The organism is Fretibacterium sp., from assembly GCF_057312375.1.
The window spans coordinates 1-17,464 of record NZ_DBHLDX010000004.1; the positions used below are offsets into that span (position 1 = coordinate 1).

Genomic DNA, 17,464 nt, shown 5'->3' on the forward strand with positions numbered 1-17,464 from the left:
AACGGCGCGCCGTAGAGGGACTCCAGGACGCGCCCGTCCAGGGCCTCGACGGGCCCCTGAGAGCAGAACCGCCCTTCCTTCAGGGCCAGGTAGTCGTCGATGAAGGGAAGCGCTGCGTTGACGTCGTGCACCGCGGCGGCCACCGTCCGCCCCTCCCGCGCCAGCTCGCGCAGCAGGCCCAGGACGCGGGCCGCCTGATGGGGGTCCAGGGCTGAGGTGGGTTCGTCCAGCAGCAGCACGGGAGGGTCTTGGACCAGCACGCAGGCCAGGACCACCCGCTGCGCTTCGCCGCCCGACAGCGACGTCACGTTGCGCGACAGGAGGGAGCGCACTCCCACGCGCTCCGCCGCGGCCTCGATGAGCGCCTCGTCCTCCGCGTTCAGGGGCCGGGCGGGGAAACCGCGGTGGGGCAGCCGCCCCATCCCGATGACCTCCCAGACGGAGAAGGGGTAGAGCGGGCGAAAGTGCTGCGGCACGACGCCCACCAGCCGCCCGAACTGCCGCCGGGAAACGCCCCGCACCTCGCGCCCCAGGAGCGTCAACCCGCCGCCGTAGGGCAGGAGGCCGGCCATCGTGCGCAGGAGCGTGCTCTTGCCGCTGCCGTTGGGGCCGATCAGCGCGGTGAACCGCCCCGAGGACAGGTCCGCGGTCAGGCCCCGCAGGACCTGCCGGTCCCCGTAGCCGGCGGTCAGGTCCGCGAGGCGAAAGCAGGCGGCGCTCATGACCGCCGCCCCCGCCGGATCAGGAGCCAGCAGAAGAAGGGCCCGCCGATCAGCGCAGTGAGCACGCCAACGGGCAGCTCTCCAAGGGCCTGAGCCACGCCGTCCGCGGCCGCCAGCAGGCAGCCTCCGGCCAGGAAGGAGAGCAGGATCAGCGGCCGGTGCGCCGGGCCGACGGCCAGCCGCAGCAGGTGCGGCACCACGAGCCCCACGAAGCCGATGATGCCGAAGAAGCTCACCGAGGCCGCAGCGCCCAGGGAGGCCGCCAGGAGCAGAAGACACCGGAGGCGCCCCTCGTTGACGCCCAGCATCGCGCCCCGGCCGGAGCCCAGGGACATGGCGTCCAGCATGGGGGCACAGAAGAGCCCCGACGCCAGCACCAAGACCGTCGCGCCCCACACGGCCGCGCCGCCGGAGGCTCCGGCCCCCGAAAAGCTCCCCATCATCCACAGGACGATCGCGCCCAGCTTGTCGTCCGCCACCGCCTTGACGAACGTCACGCCCGCGGACAACACCGCGTTGGCGACGATGCCCGCCAGCACCAGCTGTCCTCCGCCCGCCCGCCAGGCGATGAGCCCCACGAGGCACAGGGCCCCCACGGCCCCCGCGAAGGCCGCGGGGATCACCGCTGCGGTGCCCAACAGGAGCCCCAGCGCCCCGCCGAAGGCCGCTCCGGCGGCGATGCCCAGCGTGTAGGGCTCCGCCAGGGGGTTCGCGAGGATGCCCTGCAGGAGCGCGCCGGAAACGCTGAGCAATCCGCCCGTCCCCAGTGCCGCAAACAGGCGGGGAAGCCGCACGGAGCGGATCACGAGCGCCTCCGGCAGGGAGGCCTCCGCCTCCGGCAGGCGCGGGGACAGCAGATACAGCACGCGGGGAAGCGGGATATCCCACTCCCCCAGCGTGACGCGCCACACGACCGTGCAGGCAAGAGCGAGGAGAAGCGCCCCGCCGACGGCCCAGGCCCTGCGGCTCTGCGCCCTGCGGCAGGCCGCGATCTCAGTCATCGAGGAAACGCGCCCGCGCTACATCATCTCACGGATGCGCTCAACGAAGCTCTTCGCGATGTTCTCGTCCTGTCCCAGCCCAACCAGGTAGGGCGTGATGTCCTTGTAGCCCGCCTTCTTCAGCACGTTCAGCCAAGACTCCTCGTCGTCCGCGCCGGCCAGGTCGTTGTTGGCGTGGTCGCCCGCGACGATCATCAGCGGGGAGATCACCAGCTTGCGGACGTCCTTGTGGCGCTTGAGGGCGCGGATGACGTCCTCCACCTTGGGCTCGGCCTCCACGGTGCCGAGGAAGAAGCGACCGTAGGCGACCTTGTCGAGGGAGAACTGCAGCTGGCTGTACATGGCGTGGGCAATGTGCTCCGGCGTGCCGTGCCCCATGAGGACGATGGCCGTCCCCTTGTCCTTCAGCTGCTTCTCAAAGCGGGTCATCAGGAGCTTGGCCATCTTGTCGCAGTCCTCCACGCCATTGAGGCAGGGGGCTCCAAGGGCGATCTTCTTGAAGCCGTACTTGCCCTTCAGGGACGCAAAGGCGTCCACGACGTTCTGCATCTCGTCGTACTCCTCGCCGGGGATGATGTGCGTCGGCATGACGTACACGTGGGTGAAGCCCTCGTCGTTCATCGCGGCAAGCGCCTGCACCGGCGTCGGCACGACCTCGTTGCGCTCGCGGGCAATCTTGCGGCGGATGATGTTTGACGTGAAGGCGAGGCGGACCTCCGCGTCGGGGAAGGCCTTCTTCGCCGCCTCCACCAGGTTGTCGATGGCGGGACGGGCCTCCGGCATGGACGTGCCGAAGGACGACACCAGGATTCCCACCTTGTCGGGCTTCGCGTCGTCGTGGCCGGACCACGCCGGGGAAGCCGAAAGCAGCGCCGCAGCGACCAGCATTACGCAGACAAACTTGTTCATGACACATACCTCCATCGTGATAAGGATACCCCTGCCCTCGCAGGGTAGAGCGCAGCCTGGCGAAAAGGCGTGAAAAAAGGAGGCACGGCATCGCGCCGGGCCTCCTTCGCCGTATGCGGTTCGCAGTCTGCGTCCTGCAGCAGCACCGGAGGGTTGCCCACGCAAATGCCCATCGGTCCTCGTGCAGGGTCAATATCCTGACTTCCCTTCCTCCTCGTCCGCGCCCTTCCCAAAGGGTTTTCTTCAGTGGGCCTTACCTGCGGACTCGTCCGGGTCACAGTGGCGGGGCCGCGCGGGGTTTGCACCCGCTTCCTGGCCCTGCGACGCCTTATTTAAGGCTATTTAAGCACATCGCCCCTCCGCTGTCAAATCCCTGCGGGGGCCACTGGCGCGGCTTTTATTTTTCCTCCCCTCGTGTTAAGATGACGGCACAGTTCAGGTCAAGGCCGTGCGGCAGCGCGCAAGCGCTCCAAGAGGGAAGGGGGTGCGAGTCCCCCGCAGCTTCCACTACTGTAAGCGAGGACGAGAGGACATCACGCCACTGTTCCGGCAGGACGCCGGGGCGGGAAGGCGTCCTCGAGGAGGAATCGCAAGCCAGGAGACCTGCCCCACGCGCCGCAGCAGGAACTCCCGGGACAGGGGAGCGGCGGCTCTTTTCCAAATCTTTGCGTGTGCGCGCCGAGGAACCCCGTCCGTGGAGGGCGGGGTTTTTATTTTTATCGTGCGCTTCGCGCTTGTTTTTGGAGAAGGGAGGTGGCAGCGGAGAGAGGGTCCGCGGCGTCTGCGTTTTGTCGTTTGCATCACTGTCAGCGAATCAAGGAGGAAATTTTGATGAGAAAGAGATTCTTTGTCTTTGCGCTCTGCGCTGCGGCCGCGCTCCTGCTGGCCTTGTCCCCGGCGGAGGCCGCGCGGACGGCATACCCCGTCACGATCGACAACGGGGATCGGCAGGTGACGTTCGAGAAGGCGCCGGAGCGGGTCGTGACCAACGGCGACGGCAACATCATCGAGCTGATGTTCGCCCTCGACCTGGACGACAAGCTCGCCGGCTACGCGGGCTTCCCGGAGTACGGCGGCCAGGTCGCGCCGGACCACCAGGAGAGGCTCAAGAAGATCCCCGTCGCCGCACCGGGCTACATCACGCTTGAGGTGCTGCTGGGGCAGAAGCCGGACCTCTTCCTGTCCGGCTACCAGTACGGGACGAGCGTTCCGGGTGACACGTCGGCCGGGGCCATCACGCCGGACGAGCTGGAGAAGCACGGCGTCAAGTGCTACAACATCACGGAGTCCCTGATCCGCGTCATGAAAAAGCCCCCGGTGAGCCTTGAGGACACCTACACGGACCTGAGGAACCTGGGCGTCATCTTCGACGTGCAAGACCGCGCGGAGCAGCGCATCGCCGCCATGAAGGAGCGCGCCGCAGCCGTTGAGGCCAAGCTGGCGGACGTGGACACAGCGAAGCCGATCGGCGTCTTCATCTATCAGACGTGGAACGCGCCGGACCAGCCCCCGCGCACGGTGGGCGGCCAGGCCATGCCAAGCGCCCTGATGAAGATGGCGAAGGCCCGCAACGTCTTTGACGACATCGACGACAGCTACGTCAAGGTCACCTGGGAGGACGTCGTGGGGCGCAATCCGGACGTCATCCTGCTCCTGGAGTGCGGAAACGCCAACGGCGCGGAGCGGAAGAAGCTCCTGATGGAGGACCCCGTCCTTCAGGGCGTGAAGGCGATCCAGGACGACCGCGTCATCGTCATGCGGGTTGAGGAAACGTATCCGGGCCCCCGGGCCGTCGACGGCCTCGAGGCTATCGCCCGGGCGCTCTACCCCGACCGGTTCTAGCCGCACCCAGCCTGCGGACCCCTCATGAGCCCTCTCTCCCCCTTCAGGCGGACGGGCGCTCCGGCGCTCGTCCTCCTCGCCCTCCTGCTCCTGACGATGACCTTCGGCGTTTCCATCGGCCCGGTGCCCATCCCCTTCGGAAGGGTCTGGGGTATCGTCCTGCATCAGGTCTTCCCCGACTGGCAGGCCATGGCCCAGGACTGGCCGCAGAACGAGGTCAGCATCGTCTGGCAGCTCCGGCTCCCCCGCGTGATCCTGGGGGCCATCGTCGGGGCCGGGCTGATGATGGCCGGCGCGGCCATTCAGTCGCTGGTGCGCAACTCCCTGGCGGACCCCTACCTGCTCGGCATCTCCTCCGGCGGCTGCGCAGGCGCGGTGGCGGCCATCCTGCTCCTGGGGAAGGTCTTGGGCAGCAGCTACACCGGCCTCTCCACCGTCTTCATCCTGGCCTTTCTCGGCTCCCTCCTGGCCTTCGGCCTCGTCCTTATCATCGCGGCGCAGGGGGAAGGGCTCACGCCCATGCGCATGATCCTGTCGGGGCTCGCCGTCAGCTACGCCTTCACGGCCCTCACGAACTTCATGGTCTACTTCAACCAGCGGAGCGGGGCGGAGAGCGCGATGTTCTGGATGCTGGGGGGCCTGGGCGGCGCGCGGTGGGACCGGCTTCCCATCCCCCTCGCGGTCACCTCGGCCTGCCTCGTCCTCCTCGTCCTTCAGGGGCGCTCCCTCAACGCGCTGATGCTGGGGGACGAGAGCGCGGCGGCGCTGGGCGTAGACGTCCGGCGCTTCAGGCGCTTCCTGTTCGCGCTCACGTCGCTCCTGACGGGAACGCTGGTCGCCGTCAGCGGCTCCATCGGCTTCGTCGGGCTCGTGGTGCCGCACGCCATGCGCATGACCGTCGGCGCGGACCACCGGCGCATCCTGCCCCTGGGGGCGCTGGTCGGCGCCATCTTCCTCATCCTGGCGGACGCCTTCTCCCGCGCGGTCCTGGCGCCCCGTGAGCTCCCCCTCGGCGTCGTGACGGGCTTCGTCGGCGCGCCGTTCTTCATCTGGCTCCTCAGGCGGAGCGGGCGGCAGGGCCGGCCATGAGCGCAAAGCTCGAGGTCGAGGCCCTCCGGTGGGGCGCGGAGGGTCGCCCCATCGTCCAGGGCGTTTCGCTCACGGTGGAGGAGGGCGAGTTCGTGGGCGTCATCGGCCCGAACGGCAGTGGGAAGTCCAGCCTGCTGCGCTGCATCTACCGCGCCAACCGGCCCCAGGGCGGCACCGTCCTCCTGGACGGCCGCGACCTGTGGCGGATGCCGGTGAAGGAGGCCGCGCGGCACGCCGCCGCCGTGCCGCAGGAGATGCCGACGCAGTTCGAGTTCACCGTCCGCGAGATCGTGGCCATGGGGCGTTATCCCCACAAGGGCCCCTTCAGCGGCGCCGACGCACGGGACGAGGAGCTCGTCGAGCGGGCGCTCGATTACGTCGGGATGTCCCCCTGCGCCGACCGGACGTTTGCGTCGCTGTCGGGCGGCGAGAAGCAGCGCGCGCTCATCGCGCGGGCCATCGCCCAGGACGCCGGCCTTCTGCTCCTGGACGAGCCGACGAACCATCTGGACGTCTACTATCAGCTGGAGATCCTGGACCTGATCCGCAGCGCCGGCGTCAGCTGCCTCGTCGTGATGCACGACCTGAACCTGGCCGCGCAGCACTGCGACCGGCTGTACATCATGCACGACGGGCGCGTCGTCGCCGGCGGAAGGCCGCGGGACGTCCTGACGCCGGAGCTGATCCGCCGCGTGTACCGCGTGGAGGCGGAGGTCACGACCGCGCCGGGCGGCGCGCCCCACGTGCTGTTCCTCCGCGCCCTCAAGCCGCAGGGAGCGGAGGATCGGGCCCCCACCCTCCCCTTCACCGGGACACGCGGATGACGCCGCCGCGCCGGTCCTCGCCCGAGTTCCACATCCGCCGCAGGCTCAGCCAGTGCGGCTTGCCGTAGGTGACGGCCTCCACCATCAGGTCGTCCCCTACCTCCTCGTATCCGGCCAGGTTGAACCAGTGCCACTCAAAATCCTCCAGCCCGTCGTCCTGGTGGCGCAGCATCAGGTAGGGGACGGGAAGGCCGCTCCCCAGTTGCTCCCGAACCACTCCGCGCGCCTCCTCAAAGGGCACCGTGCCGGACAACCCCTCCAGGCGCCGGCCGCTGCCGCCGGCGTCGCGCCAGTACTGCGACAGCCCCTCGATATAGATTTCAAGGAAGTCGATCCCGTGGGAACGCGGCGACAGGTAGGGCTTCATGTCCCTGGCGAAGCGGATGAAGTCCTCCCGATTGAGGTGGCGCAGGTCATAGGGGTAGAGGCTCGCGGCGTCCTCGCGGAGCGCCAGGTAGATGCACAGGTCGCACGCCGTCACCGCGGCGCACCCGCCGTGGTACATGTCCCACTCCGGAAACCAGTCCTGATTTCCCCCCAGCCCATCCTCGATTTGAATGTAGTCCAGCTCGTTCTTCATCGTCCACCTCTGGCGCCCTCACGAATTTTTTGCAGCATTTTTTTATTGTATCTCTTTTTTCGTCCTTTTGTCCCCCACGTTCCGGCCTTTTCGCTTCTTCAGTCCCCTGCCGGACGTGCGACGCCTGCCGCCCTCCCCGACCCTTCACCTTCACTGCGCGCTATACTATAATACGAGCGTTCGCCGCGGACGGACGAGGGAGGAGCGTGGAGGCATGGCGGGGGCAGTGTCCTTAGGGACGACGAGTCGGGAGGGTGCTTCGGGGGCGGTCCAGCCTTCCGCCGTGTGCTGTGCGCCACGCGGCGGATGAAGGCTGTCCGCCGCGCGTTCTCGCTGGCGGAGGTCCTGATCGTCCTCGCGATCCTGGCCGCCCTGGGGGGCTCCGTGCTCTCGGTGGGAGCGATCTGGGGAAGGCCGACGGCGGCAAAAGAGGCGGACCGCGCCATGCGGTGGCTCTACAGCGTCGTCGCCAGGGCGGACCTTGCGGGCCGGCCCTTCGACCTGAGGGTCGACGAGCGCGCGCAGCGCCTTCAGGTGCGCTGGGGAAAACCGATGGGCGTGGAGCAGCTCTCCGCGCGCAGCGGCTGCACCCTTCAGCGGGTTGGGGCCGGCGGCGCGACGGGGAACGCCCACTACGCCCCCCAATGGGGGACCTTCAGCTCCGCCCTGACCGTCCTGGTCCGCGACGCGGAGGGGAGACGCCACTTCCTGATCCTGTCGGGGCAGGGGCAGATTCGGACCTCCGCCCACCCCCCGGCCGCGAAGTGAGGGCACGCCAGCCCCGATCGGGGCGCCCCGTCGGGCGCGCATCTAAAAACAAGGGGGGAGCCAAATGATCTCGGTCCTGAGGACGAACACCAACCAGAAGAACCCCGGACACGAGGACCTCAGCCTCGACACGCTGCGCCACGGAAGCTGGATCAACCTGGTGGCACCCACACGCCAGGAGCTGGAGGACGTGGCGCGTATCGCCTCGGTGCCTCTCGACTTCCTCACGGCGGCCATGGACGCCGAGGAGTCGAGCCGCATCGACGTGGAGGAGGCGGACGAGGACAGCGGGTGCGACACCTCGCTGCTGATGGTCCTCAACATCCCGAAGCACCCGAAGAGCTTCAGCTTCGACACGCTGCCTCTGGGCATCGTCATCACGGAGTCCGCCTTCATCACCGTCTGCCTCGAGGAGAACGTGATCCTGCCGGGAGCCTCCGGCGGGGTCAGGGGCTTCTGCACCTGGAAACACACGCGGTTCCTGCTGCAGATCCTCTACAGGACGGCGGGCGCCTACCTTCAGTACCTGAACGAGATCAACCGCATGTCCAACAGCATCGAGCAGGCCATGCGCCAGTCCCTGCAGAACGAGGAGCTGTTCCGTCTGATGGACCTGGAGAAGGGACTGACGTACTTCACGGGGTCCATCCGCAGCAACCGCGTGGCCATCGACAAGCTGCTGCGCGTGCTGAAGAACCCGCAGTATCAGGAACTGGTGAAGATGCGGGAGGAGGACGAGGACCTGCTGGAAGACGTGATCGTGGAGTACGATCAGGCCTACGACATGGTGCGCGTGTACAGCGACGTGCTGGGCGACACGATGGACGCCTTCGCCTCCATCATCTCCAACAACCTGAACATCGTCATGAAGTTTCTGGCCTCCGTGACGATTATCCTGGCCATCCCCGCTGCCGTCTCCAGCTTCTGGGGGATGAACGTGCGGCTGCCGCTGATGGACAACCCCAACGGCTTCTTCTGGGTCTCCCTGATCGCCCTGTTCCTCAGCGTCGTGGCGACCCTGTGGCTCTGGAGGCGAAGGATGCTATGAGGCACGGCCCTGTCCGGATGGGGAGGACGGGACGCGGGACGAATTGGGGCGCAGAGGAGCCGCTTGGCTCCCTGCGCCCCAATTCGTCCCTGAGCTTCAAAAAAGTCGTGGACCGGCCTTCAGCGCGCCCTTCGGGTGAAGATCCAGACGGCGGCCAGCAGGGCCAGCCCGACCGCCGTGACGGCGGGCCACACGGAGAGGACCAGCACTCCCGCGACGCACAGGACGAGGCGCGTCGGGAGGTTCAGCGGTCCGTTCATGTACCCCATCCACATGCTGGCGAAGGCAACGACGGCGGAGACGCCGCTCAGGAGCCCCCAGCCGACGGCAGCCGGACCGCCCCGCATGAGGAGCCCCGGATCGTAGCAGAAGGCAAAGGGCACGACGTAGGCCATAAAGCCGAGCTGCATGGCGTGAAAGCCGGTCCTGTTCGGGTCTGCGCCGGCGATGGAGCTGGCCGCGTAGGCTGCCAGGGCGACGGGGGGCGTGATGTTGGAGATGATGGCGTAATAGAAGACGAACATGTGCGCGGCGATGGGCAGGAAGCCCAGCTTCACCAGGATGGGCGCGCCCAGGGCCGCCGCCAGGATGTAGGCGCCCGTGGTGGGCAGGCCCATGCCCAGAAAGGTGGCGATGAGCATCACGAGCACCAGCGCCAGGAAGGGCGTGTCCCCCGCAAGAGAGATGATGAAGCCCACCAGCTTGCCGCCGATCCCCGTCAGGGACACGGCCCCCAGCACGATGCCCGCCGAGGCGCAGGCCACGCACACCAACGGGATGCCCCGCGCGCCCCTCTCCACCGCGTCGATGACGTCGCGCACGTTCATGCCGGGGTTGAACCTGGAGGCCACGAGGAGGAAGGCGCCGATCAGGACGAAGAGCAGGTTGGCGTTGACCTTCGCGACGAGCTCGGGCCGCAGGGCCAGGAGCGCCGCGAGGGCCGCGGAGATCGCCGCCGCGACGCAGGCGGAGCGCTTCTCCGAAGGCGTGCTGTCCGGCCTGAAGTTGAAGAACGCCACGAACCAGGCCAGCCCGATGCCGATCAGGGCCGCCCTCATAGGGGTGTAGCCGGCCAGGAGGAACGCCACGAGGCCCACCAGGGGCGCGATCATGTAAAAGCGTTTCAAGACCTCGCGCTTTGAGGGCAGCTCGTCGGGGGAAAGCCCCTTGAGGCCCCTCTTCAGCGCGCGCAGGCGCACCATGACGAAGAGCGCGCCGTAGTAGAGCAGGGCCGGAAAGAGGGCCGCGATCATGACGTCGCGGTACGGCACGCCGAGGAAGGACGCCATCAGGAACGCGCCCGCCCCCATGATGGGCGGCATGATCTGCCCGCCCGAACTGGCCACGGCCTCCACCGCTCCGGCGAAGTAGGGAGCGTAGCCGATCTTCATCATCAGCGGAATGGTGAAGGTCCCCGTGCCGTAGACGTTGGCCACGGCCGAGCCGCTGATGGAGCCAAAGAGGCAGGAGCTCACGACGGCGATCTGCGCCGGTCCCCCCGGCGTGGCGCCGGTGAAGGCCTGCGCCACGCTCATGAACCAGTCCCCCGCGCCGCTCTTCTCAAGGAAGGCACCGAAGATCAGGAAGATCATGACGAAGGTGGCGGAGACGCCCAGCGGCATGGAGAAGATGCCCTCGTCCGTCAGAAACAGTCCCTCGACAACCTCCGAGTAGGAGAACTGGAAGCCACGCATCAAGCCCGGCAGCTTGTAACCGTAGAGCATGTAGACGGCGAACAGCCCCGCGATGAGCGACAGGGGCAGCCCCACGATGCGCCGCGTGCCCTCCAGGAGCAGGACGACGAGCAGCGACCCCAGCACGAGCTGCGTCGTCGTTAGCGGGTCGATCTGCTGGATGCGCTCCGTGATGGCGGTGTAGTTGATCATGGAGTAGAGCCCCGGCGCAGCGGCCAGGGCCGCGAGGGCCCAGTCCCAGAGCGGCACGCGGTCCATCGGCGAGCGCTTCGTCATGGGGTAGAGCACGAAGGCCAGCGGCAACACCCAGGCCAGGTGGATGCTGCGCTGAAGGTAGGCCTCGAAGTTCCCCGCCGCCGCCGTGTAGAGGTGGAACAGCCCCATCAGCAGCACGTAGAGGTAGACGAACGTCCTCGTCCTTCCGCTTAACTTTCTCAAGGTATCATCCCCGTTCGGCGGGCGACGCCCCCGACAGGGCGGCCCCGCAGAAAATTTCGGGAGAGGGGAAGAACGAGCGCTCTCCCCCTCTCCCCTTCGGCCCCGACTCGGACGCAGGCCGCGCTATTTTGTCACGGTCTTCCAGAAGGCCTCGGAACCAGGGTGCGACGGCACCCGCGCCGGAACGGCCGCTGCCGGGTCCAGCTCCTCCATGTCCTTCACGGCCGCGACGAGGGAGTCCTTGTGCTCCCACAGGGCACGGTTGAGCTCGGACACCAGGGAGTCCGGAAGGTCCCTGCGGATGACGATGCAGGTGTAGTCTCCAACGGTCTTGACGGGCTCAGCCCCCTCCGGAACGGCCTTGTAGATGCCGGGGTCGATGGTGAAGGTCTCCGTGCCGTAGGCGGCGGACAGTTTGTCCAACGCCTCCTGCCCCACGGGCAGCAGCACGACGTCCAGCTTGCTCTCGATGTTCATGACGATCGAGGCGATCTTGCCCACGGAAAACGCGAAGCAGTCCAGGTGGTTGTCCGCCAGGAGGTCCGCGCCGCCCTCGTAGGAGGCGTACTCCACCGTGCCACCCCACTCCTCGAAGGTCTTCTTGTAGTCAAATCCATACCCCTTGTCGAACAGGGCTTTGACGATGAACTCCGACGACGTGCCGGGCTTCAGCGTGGCGAAGCGCATCTTGAGCTTCTTGTCGATCACGTCCCCAAGGGACTTGACGCCGTTCTTCTCGGCGAAGTCCCGGCGCATGATGAAGTAGGTGTACTGGGTATAGAGGTTCGCCATGATGACGGCGTTTTCCATCTTCTGGCCCCTGGTGAAGTCCACGCCCCCCTCCTGGGTGGCCGCCCCGACCATGGAGGTCACGGAGAAGCCCAAGTCCCCCTTGGCGTTGTTCGCGTTCACGATGTTGGCGACGCCACCGCCCGAGCTGCTGGTGGTCTGGGGCAGGCCCGCGCCCGTCCACATGTCCGCCAGGGCCGTGCCCAGCGCAAACCAGTTGCCCCCAGGAGGTCCGGCCATGAAGCGCAGTTGGTCGGGCCAGCCGGCCTTATCGGCACCGGCCGCCGGCCCCACGGCAAGGGCCAGGGTGGCCAGGATCAGGAAAGCGAAACGAAAAGACCTTTTCATCGTGCGATCTCCCCTCTCTCTCGCGCGGCGACGCGCGCGCCTTTGCCGAAGCGGCCCTCCCTCCTCCTGCGGGGACTTTCGCCCGCGGGGAAGGCTGGCCCGAACGGCACCAACGGATGGAATCGACAGCATCAGGATAAAGCGTTTCTATTTTATCACAGTGTGGGCACACGCCGGACCTGCGGGCTGCTCCGATGACCCGCTCAAAGGCGACAGAACGCGGGGGCACCCGCCGAAGCAGGCGTCCCCGCGCTGCAATATCCCGTCCTGTCAGTATTTTAAAGGATACGTCACAGCCCGTTGACGACGTTCACCGGCCTGCCCTCCAAATAGGCCTTGACGTTCGAGACCGTACACTCCATGATGCGCCGCCTGCTCTCGATGGAGGCCCATGAGATGTGGGGCGTTATCACGCAGTTCTTCGCTGACAACAGGGGGTTGTCGCCGCGTATGGGCTCGCTCGACACGACGTCCAGGGCCGCGCCGCCCACCTTGCCGCTGTTCAGCGCGTCGGCAAGGTCCTGTTCGTTGACGAGCTGGCCGCGCGCGTTGTTGACGATCAGCACGCCGTCCTTCATCTTTGCGATCGTATTTCTGCAGATGAGGCCGACGTTTTCGGACGTCAGGTTGCAGTGCAGCGAGATTGCGTCGGACTGGGCGAGGAGTGCGTCCAGCTCGACGTACTCCGCTATCCTCCTGCCTGAGTCGTTTGGGTAGAGGTCGTAAGCGAGGACCTTCATGCCCAGCGCCCTCGCGATCGCGCCCTCCCGCTGGCCGATCCTGCCAAAGCCGATGATCCCGATCGTCTTGCCGTCGAGCTCGATCTGCGGGGTCTCCCAGTAGCAGAAGTCGGCGCAGCGCTCCCACCGGCCCTCGTGGACCGTCTTGTCGTGGAGCCCGATCCTGTGGCAGAGCTCAAGCAACAGCGCTATCGAGAACTGGCTGACCGAGGCCGTCCCATAGGCGGGGACGTTCGACAGTGGGATGCCGCGCTCCTTCGCGTAAGCCGAATCGACGACGTTGTAGCCGGTTGCGAGCATGGCAATGAACTTAACGTTCGGACAGGCGTCGATGACCTTCTTCGTTATCGGCGTCTTGTTGGTCAGCACGATCTCCGCTCCGCCGATGCGCGCAATGGCCTCGTCTTCATCGGTCAGGCTCGTGCGGTCATAGACCTTCAGCGCGCCAAGCTTCTCCAACTCTCCCCAGCTCAGGTCGCCGGGGTTTTCCGTGTATCCGTCGAGGACGACGATTTCAGGGGACATGGAATCGGAACCTCCGTTCTTTTTCATTATCTCTTAATATTATCTTATATTGCTGCTCGGCCTTGGAAATTGCAGACCGCTATCCCCTCGCGCTCAAAGGCTTTGCGGATTTTTCTGACGAAATCGAGAGCCTTCGGACCGTCGCCGTGCACGCACAGCGTGTCGCCCTTGATCTCGAGCTCGCGGCCGCTCAACGCCGTCACCCTTCCCTCCTTGACCATGCGGATGCACCTCGCGATCGCGACGTCCTCGTCGGTGATCATCGCGCCCGGCGTCTTGCGCGGGACGAGGCTCAAGTCATCCTGGTAAGCCCTGTCCGCAAAGATCTCGGCCTTTGCGTCGAGCCCCGCGCTCTCCGCCTCCTCGCCAAGGACCGCGCCGGCGCAGTAGTAGACGATCAGCGAATCGTCCACCTCGCGCACGGCCTCGCAGATCGCCCGCGAAGCGTCGCGGTCGTACTGGCAGAGATTGCCGAGTGCACCATGTGGGGCGACGTGCTGGAGCCTCATCCCTTCGGCCTCCACAAACGCCTTCAAAGCGCCGATCTGATATTTCATATCGTTCTTTATCTCAAGGGGGGAGAGCGCCATCTTTCTGCGTCCAAAGCCCTGGAGGTCGGGATAGCCGGGGTGCGCGCCGACCGCAACGCCGCACTCCCTTGCCATTTTTACCGTACGGTCCATCACCATCGGGTCGCCGGCGTGGAAGCCACAGGCGACGTTCGCCGAGGTGACAAATTTTATCACCTCCTCGTCGCCGCCGATGGTGTACGCTCCGAAGCTTTCACCCATGTCGCTGTTCAGGTCTATCCGAAACATCGCTTCAGTCCTCCTTTCTTTCGATGGTGACGATGTACGCCCTGCCGTCCACGGTGACCTTGAAAGAACGCCGCGCCGGACGCCTGGAGCCCTTTTCAATCCTCGCAGCCAACGCATCCAGCTCACGGCGGCTCGCCTCGGCCAGGCGCTCCGCCTCCTCGACGCCCGTTTTCACAAAGCGAACCACGTCGCCCGCCTTGCACTGTCCGAGGACCGGCAGGTCCACGGTGATGACGGTCGCTATCTTCGCGTAGCCTCCGACGGTCTGGTGTTCGGCCATCATGACGATCGGGTCCCCGGAGGTCGGCACCTGGACGGATCCGAACACGATGCCGTCCGAGATGATGTTGCCGTCGGTAACGTGTCGAATCTTCGGCCCCTCGAGTCGGTAGCCCTGCCTGTCGAAGTCCGCTCCAATCGTGTAGCGCGAGCTCAGGAACGTTACGATCCCCTCTTCGGTGAACCGGTCGTCCTGCGGCCCCAGGATCACCCTCAACGCGCGCTCTCCGGTTGGGATCGGTTCCGGATCGGCGACCCGGCCGGACAGGTCGGGCAAGCAGGCGATGTCCTGCCGCAGGCCGACCTCGTCCCCCTGTCTCAGCCTGCGGCCCCTGTACCCGCCAAAGCCCTTGCCGACCATCGTGCTCCTGCTGTTCATCAGGAGGGGGACGTCCAATCCGCCCGCAAACGCCAGATAAGCGCGACATCCGACCCCAGCGGCGCCCAACCTCAACGTATCGCCGGGGCGCACGGCGAAGGCGCGGTAATTGAGAACCGGAGTGCCGTTCAGGAGCGGGCGCATATCGGCCCCGGCAATGGCCACGACCGCGTTCTCGGTGAATGAGATCGAGGGCCCGATCACGGTTGCCTCAAGACAGGCCTCGTTTTGATCGTTGCCGACCAGGACGTTGGCGATCTCAAACGATCGTCTGTCCATCGGACCTGACGGCGAAACGCCGAACGCTTCGTACCCGAACCGCCCGCCATCCTGGACCGTGGTCAAAATTCCTCCATTCTCGATGATCACGGGGTCCCCTCCTTCTCGTATGTCCTGCAGACGTACTCGGAGAGCTCAACTCGGCGTTTGATGTCGAAGTACTCGTCGCGACCGATCGGGATATGGCGGATCCATTGTCCAGCCTTCAGCAGAAAAGGATTTTCCCTGCGATAGTCACAGGCGAGAACCGGCGTTGTCCCGATGATGTTCCAGCCGCACGGCTGGTCGAAGGGGATTATGTTGCTCAGCGCGAGCTGAACGACAATGCTGCCTCCGTCGATGCGCACGCGCGGACTCTCGCGGCGTTTGAAGGAGAACGGATTCTCGAAGCGCGCCGTGTACGGGTGCCCGGGGGCGAAGCCCAGCATGTAGACGAAATAATCGCTGCCGCTGTGTATCTTCACGATCTCATCGACCGTCTTGCCCTCAATCCTCGCTATCTCCTCTATGTCGGGCGCAAACTCCGGGTCATAGATCACCGGGATCTCTGTGAGCACCGGCTTCGGAAGCGTCACGCTCTCTAGGTTCGCAAGGCTTTGACCTAAGAACTCCCTTACCGCACCACTCTTTACAGTGCAGGGATCGTACTGAACCAGCAGGGAGCGATAGGCCGGGGTCAACTCGCGCATCCCGACGAAAGGGCGCCGTTCGAGCGAGAACGTCAGCGAACGGACTTTGGCGTTGGTCTCGATTCCAATCTCGTTCTCGAACTCAACGAGGACTGCGGAATCCCCTGCCTGTTTTATCGCAATGTCCTGCATCTTTACGCTCAATCCACAAACTCGAAGCCGACTTCCCTGAGTTTTTCGTCTACCCACGGGCGCGGCCATCCGCTTCCGGAATGGATCCCCTCGAGCTGGCGAGCCTCCCCGGCGTTGTACTCGCGCGCTTTTTCAGCGATCTCCCTGGCGATTTCCGGGGGCACGACGATCACGCCATCTCCGTCGCCGATGACGATATCGCCGGGATTGATGACGACGCCGGCAAAGGAGACGGGAAAGTTCATCTCGCCCGGACCGTTCTTGTAGGGGCCGTTGGGCGTTACGCCCTTCGCGTATACCGGAAAGTCGAGTCTCGCGAGAGCGCGGCTGTCCCGAACGCAGCCGTCGATGATGATCCCCGCAAGCCCGCGGCTCTTGGCGTAGCTGCTCATGATCTCGCCGCACACCGAGCGACTCATGCTGCCCTTGTTCGCGAGGACGATCACATCGCCCGGCTCCGCCATGTCGAGGGCCTTGTGAAACAACAGATTGTCGCCCGCCGGAGCGTTGACGGTGAACGCCACGCCAAGCAGGCTGACGTTCGGGTTCAACGGATAAACGCTCGCGTCCACGGCCGCGACCCGCCCCATGTTGTCGTCGATGTTCGCCACCGGTATGCCGCGAAACGCTTCGACCAGCTCCATGGAAGGCCTCGCAAAATTTTTCCTGATCCTGCAACCTGCCGGCATAACTCGTCCCTCCGTGCGATAGAATTGGCGGCGGCCACAGGCCTGCCGCGGTATCGATACAAATATAATATATTGAAAGTTTTTCATTGCAAAATGAATAAATTTTACTATGATAATAAATGAAATTTATGTTTGAGATAGGGAGGCGAATCGAATGAACCTTGCGGACATAGAGACCTTTCTCGCGGTCGTCAACACAAAAAGCGTTACTCAAACCGCAAAGATGCTGTTTTTGACCCAGCCGACGGTTACGCACAGGCTGAACTCCCTTGAAGCGGAGCTGGGCTTCCCCCTTATGATTCGCAAGAAGGGATGCAAACAAGTCGAGCTGACCGAACGAGGGGTGGACTTCATTCCGGTCGCCGAGCGATGGGTCTCGCTGTGGAAGGAGACGCAGAACCTCAGCGGCGCCGAGGACAGGGTTCCCCTGTCGATCGGCTGCACGGACAGCATGAACGTCGTCCTCCTTGCCCCCCTGTACAAGGAGCTTCTCAAGACAAAACCGCAGGTGAACCTGACCGTCCACACCCATCAGTCCCGGGAACTGTACGGGATTCTGGCCAATCATGACATTGACATGGCGTTCGTCTACCACAACCTGCCGTACAAGAACATCCGGTCCGACAAGATCTTTGAAGAGAGGCTCTACCTCGCGCAAACGGACGATCCTGCCGTTGCGAAGCCGGTCGTTCACATGAGCGAACTCGATACCTCAAAGGAGATCTTCATGAGCTGGGACGACAATTACCGGATTTGGCGCGGAATCTGCGCAGGAGGCGTGTATCGCCCAAGGGTTTCGGTGGATACGGTGGCGATGCTCGACAGGTTGTGGAGCCAACCCGACCATTGGGTGATCGCACCGGAATCCGTCATTGCCGAGCT

The 17,464-nt window shown here is 65.3% G+C and carries 17 protein-coding genes and 2 riboswitches; of the genes, 6 read left to right on the forward strand and 11 right to left on the reverse strand.

Features of this window, described 5'->3' with window-relative positions; genetic code table 11:
* The 3 genes from ACO41U_RS01330 to ACO41U_RS01340 form a co-directional block, all read right to left on the reverse strand.
* On the reverse strand, positions 1 to 722 hold a 722-nt coding region (locus tag ACO41U_RS01330), incomplete at its 3' end, for an ABC transporter ATP-binding protein (protein ID WP_485941162.1).
* Complete coding sequence (locus ACO41U_RS01335) at positions 719 to 1,723, reverse strand: FecCD family ABC transporter permease (protein WP_485941163.1); 1,005 nt, start codon at positions 1,721 to 1,723, stop codon at positions 719 to 721. The genes ACO41U_RS01335 and ACO41U_RS01330, both read right to left, overlap by 4 nt.
* An 18-nt stretch (positions 1,724 to 1,741) precedes the next feature.
* Entirely contained in the window at positions 1,742 to 2,632 is an 891-nt protein-coding gene (locus ACO41U_RS01340; protein WP_485941164.1) for a sirohydrochlorin cobaltochelatase, read from the reverse strand.
* A gap of 170 nt (positions 2,633 to 2,802) precedes the next feature.
* A riboswitch (cobalamin riboswitch) is annotated at positions 2,803 to 2,978 on the reverse strand.
* An 88-nt stretch (positions 2,979 to 3,066) separates the two neighbouring features.
* Positions 3,067 to 3,257: riboswitch (cobalamin riboswitch) on the forward strand.
* A 206-nt stretch (positions 3,258 to 3,463) separates the two neighbouring features.
* On the opposite strand from ACO41U_RS01340, the gene ACO41U_RS01345 reads away from it, so the two are divergent.
* From ACO41U_RS01345 to ACO41U_RS01355, 3 genes are read left to right on the forward strand one after another with little or no spacing between them, the layout of a single operon-like run.
* Positions 3,464 to 4,474, forward strand: a complete 1,011-nt coding sequence (locus ACO41U_RS01345) for an ABC transporter substrate-binding protein (RefSeq protein ID WP_485941165.1) — start codon at positions 3,464 to 3,466, stop codon at positions 4,472 to 4,474.
* Between the two features lie 24 nt (positions 4,475 to 4,498).
* Positions 4,499 to 5,563 carry a FecCD family ABC transporter permease gene (locus tag ACO41U_RS01350; RefSeq protein ID WP_485941166.1) on the forward strand — a complete coding sequence of 355 codons (1,065 nt, stop codon included), beginning with the start codon at positions 4,499 to 4,501 and terminating at the stop codon, positions 5,561 to 5,563.
* Positions 5,560 to 6,387, forward strand: coding sequence for an ABC transporter ATP-binding protein (locus ACO41U_RS01355; protein WP_485941167.1), 828 nt, complete (start codon positions 5,560 to 5,562; stop codon positions 6,385 to 6,387). Before ACO41U_RS01350 ends, ACO41U_RS01355 begins: the two co-directional genes overlap by 4 nt.
* Here ACO41U_RS01355 and ACO41U_RS01360 read toward each other — a convergent pair.
* Positions 6,368 to 6,967, reverse strand: a complete 600-nt coding sequence (locus ACO41U_RS01360) for a hypothetical protein (protein ID WP_485941168.1) — start codon at positions 6,965 to 6,967, stop codon at positions 6,368 to 6,370. The genes ACO41U_RS01355 and ACO41U_RS01360 overlap by 20 nt on opposite strands.
* A gap of 306 nt (positions 6,968 to 7,273) precedes the next feature.
* Between ACO41U_RS01360 and ACO41U_RS01365 the strand changes: the two genes are divergently transcribed.
* Both ACO41U_RS01365 and ACO41U_RS01370 read left to right on the forward strand, forming a co-directional pair.
* Positions 7,274 to 7,735 carry a type II secretion system protein gene (locus tag ACO41U_RS01365; RefSeq protein ID WP_485941169.1) on the forward strand — a complete coding sequence of 154 codons (462 nt, stop codon included), beginning with the start codon at positions 7,274 to 7,276 and terminating at the stop codon, positions 7,733 to 7,735.
* A gap of 64 nt (positions 7,736 to 7,799) precedes the next feature.
* Positions 7,800 to 8,783: a magnesium transporter CorA family protein gene (locus ACO41U_RS01370; protein ID WP_485941170.1), complete on the forward strand. Its 984-nt coding sequence runs from the start codon at positions 7,800 to 7,802 to the stop codon at positions 8,781 to 8,783.
* 119 nt (positions 8,784 to 8,902) lie between these two features.
* Here the strand turns inward: ACO41U_RS01370 and ACO41U_RS01375 are convergent, their stop codons facing one another.
* The 7 genes from ACO41U_RS01375 to ACO41U_RS01405 all read right to left on the reverse strand — a co-directional run bounded on the left by ACO41U_RS01375 (position 8,903) and on the right by ACO41U_RS01405 (position 16,582).
* Positions 8,903 to 10,915 carry a TRAP transporter permease gene (locus ACO41U_RS01375; protein WP_485941171.1) on the reverse strand — a complete coding sequence of 671 codons (2,013 nt, stop codon included), beginning with the start codon at positions 10,913 to 10,915 and terminating at the stop codon, positions 8,903 to 8,905.
* A gap of 123 nt (positions 10,916 to 11,038) precedes the next feature.
* Positions 11,039 to 12,052 carry a TAXI family TRAP transporter solute-binding subunit gene (locus ACO41U_RS01380; protein ID WP_485941172.1) on the reverse strand — a complete coding sequence of 338 codons (1,014 nt, stop codon included), beginning with the start codon at positions 12,050 to 12,052 and terminating at the stop codon, positions 11,039 to 11,041.
* A 290-nt stretch (positions 12,053 to 12,342) separates the two neighbouring features.
* The gene (locus ACO41U_RS01385; RefSeq protein ID WP_485941173.1) at positions 12,343 to 13,317 is read right to left on the reverse strand and encodes a D-2-hydroxyacid dehydrogenase; all 975 of its coding nucleotides are present in this window, start codon (positions 13,315 to 13,317) and stop codon (positions 12,343 to 12,345) included.
* Positions 13,318 to 13,361: 44 nt separating this feature from the next.
* Complete coding sequence (locus tag ACO41U_RS01390; protein ID WP_485941174.1) at positions 13,362 to 14,135, reverse strand: LamB/YcsF family protein; 774 nt, start codon at positions 14,133 to 14,135, stop codon at positions 13,362 to 13,364.
* Positions 14,136 to 14,139: 4 nt separating this feature from the next.
* Positions 14,140 to 15,162: a 5-oxoprolinase subunit C family protein gene (locus tag ACO41U_RS01395; RefSeq protein ID WP_485941175.1), complete on the reverse strand. Its 1,023-nt coding sequence runs from the start codon at positions 15,160 to 15,162 to the stop codon at positions 14,140 to 14,142.
* Complete coding sequence (locus ACO41U_RS01400) at positions 15,159 to 15,905, reverse strand: 5-oxoprolinase subunit B family protein (RefSeq protein WP_485941176.1); 747 nt, start codon at positions 15,903 to 15,905, stop codon at positions 15,159 to 15,161. Before ACO41U_RS01400 ends, ACO41U_RS01395 begins: the two co-directional genes overlap by 4 nt.
* Positions 15,902 to 16,582 carry an RraA family protein gene (locus ACO41U_RS01405; protein WP_485941177.1) on the reverse strand — a complete coding sequence of 227 codons (681 nt, stop codon included), beginning with the start codon at positions 16,580 to 16,582 and terminating at the stop codon, positions 15,902 to 15,904. The genes ACO41U_RS01400 and ACO41U_RS01405 overlap by 4 nt, the downstream gene beginning before the upstream one ends.
* 154 nt (positions 16,583 to 16,736) lie before the next feature.
* Between ACO41U_RS01405 and ACO41U_RS01410 the strand changes: the two genes are divergently transcribed.
* Positions 16,737 to 17,464 (forward strand): LysR family transcriptional regulator (locus tag ACO41U_RS01410; RefSeq protein WP_485941178.1); only part of this gene is annotated, 728 nt, incomplete at its 3' end.

What these genes read in the sequence shown, in the direction of transcription:
- ACO41U_RS01345 (WP_485941165.1), top strand. Translation starts at nt 3,464, where the DNA reads ATGAGAAAGAGATTCTTTGTCTTTGCGCTCTGCGCTGCGGCCGCGCTC.
- ACO41U_RS01335 (WP_485941163.1), bottom strand. Translation starts at nt 1,723, where the DNA reads ATGACTGAGATCGCGGCCTGCCGCAGGGCGCAGAGCCGCAGGGCCTGG.
- ACO41U_RS01350 (WP_485941166.1), top strand. Translation starts at nt 4,499, where the DNA reads ATGAGCCCTCTCTCCCCCTTCAGGCGGACGGGCGCTCCGGCGCTCGTC.
- ACO41U_RS01405 (WP_485941177.1), bottom strand. Translation starts at nt 16,582, where the DNA reads ATGCCGGCAGGTTGCAGGATCAGGAAAAATTTTGCGAGGCCTTCCATG.
- ACO41U_RS01385 (WP_485941173.1), bottom strand. Translation starts at nt 13,317, where the DNA reads ATGTCCCCTGAAATCGTCGTCCTCGACGGATACACGGAAAACCCCGGC.
- ACO41U_RS01380 (WP_485941172.1), bottom strand. Translation starts at nt 12,052, where the DNA reads ATGAAAAGGTCTTTTCGTTTCGCTTTCCTGATCCTGGCCACCCTGGCC.
- ACO41U_RS01370 (WP_485941170.1), top strand. Translation starts at nt 7,800, where the DNA reads ATGATCTCGGTCCTGAGGACGAACACCAACCAGAAGAACCCCGGACAC.
- ACO41U_RS01390 (WP_485941174.1), bottom strand. Translation starts at nt 14,135, where the DNA reads ATGTTTCGGATAGACCTGAACAGCGACATGGGTGAAAGCTTCGGAGCG.
- ACO41U_RS01355 (WP_485941167.1), top strand. Translation starts at nt 5,560, where the DNA reads ATGAGCGCAAAGCTCGAGGTCGAGGCCCTCCGGTGGGGCGCGGAGGGT.
- ACO41U_RS01340 (WP_485941164.1), bottom strand. Translation starts at nt 2,632, where the DNA reads ATGAACAAGTTTGTCTGCGTAATGCTGGTCGCTGCGGCGCTGCTTTCG.
- ACO41U_RS01360 (WP_485941168.1), bottom strand. Translation starts at nt 6,967, where the DNA reads ATGAAGAACGAGCTGGACTACATTCAAATCGAGGATGGGCTGGGGGGA.
- ACO41U_RS01365 (WP_485941169.1), top strand. Translation starts at nt 7,274, where the DNA reads ATGAAGGCTGTCCGCCGCGCGTTCTCGCTGGCGGAGGTCCTGATCGTC.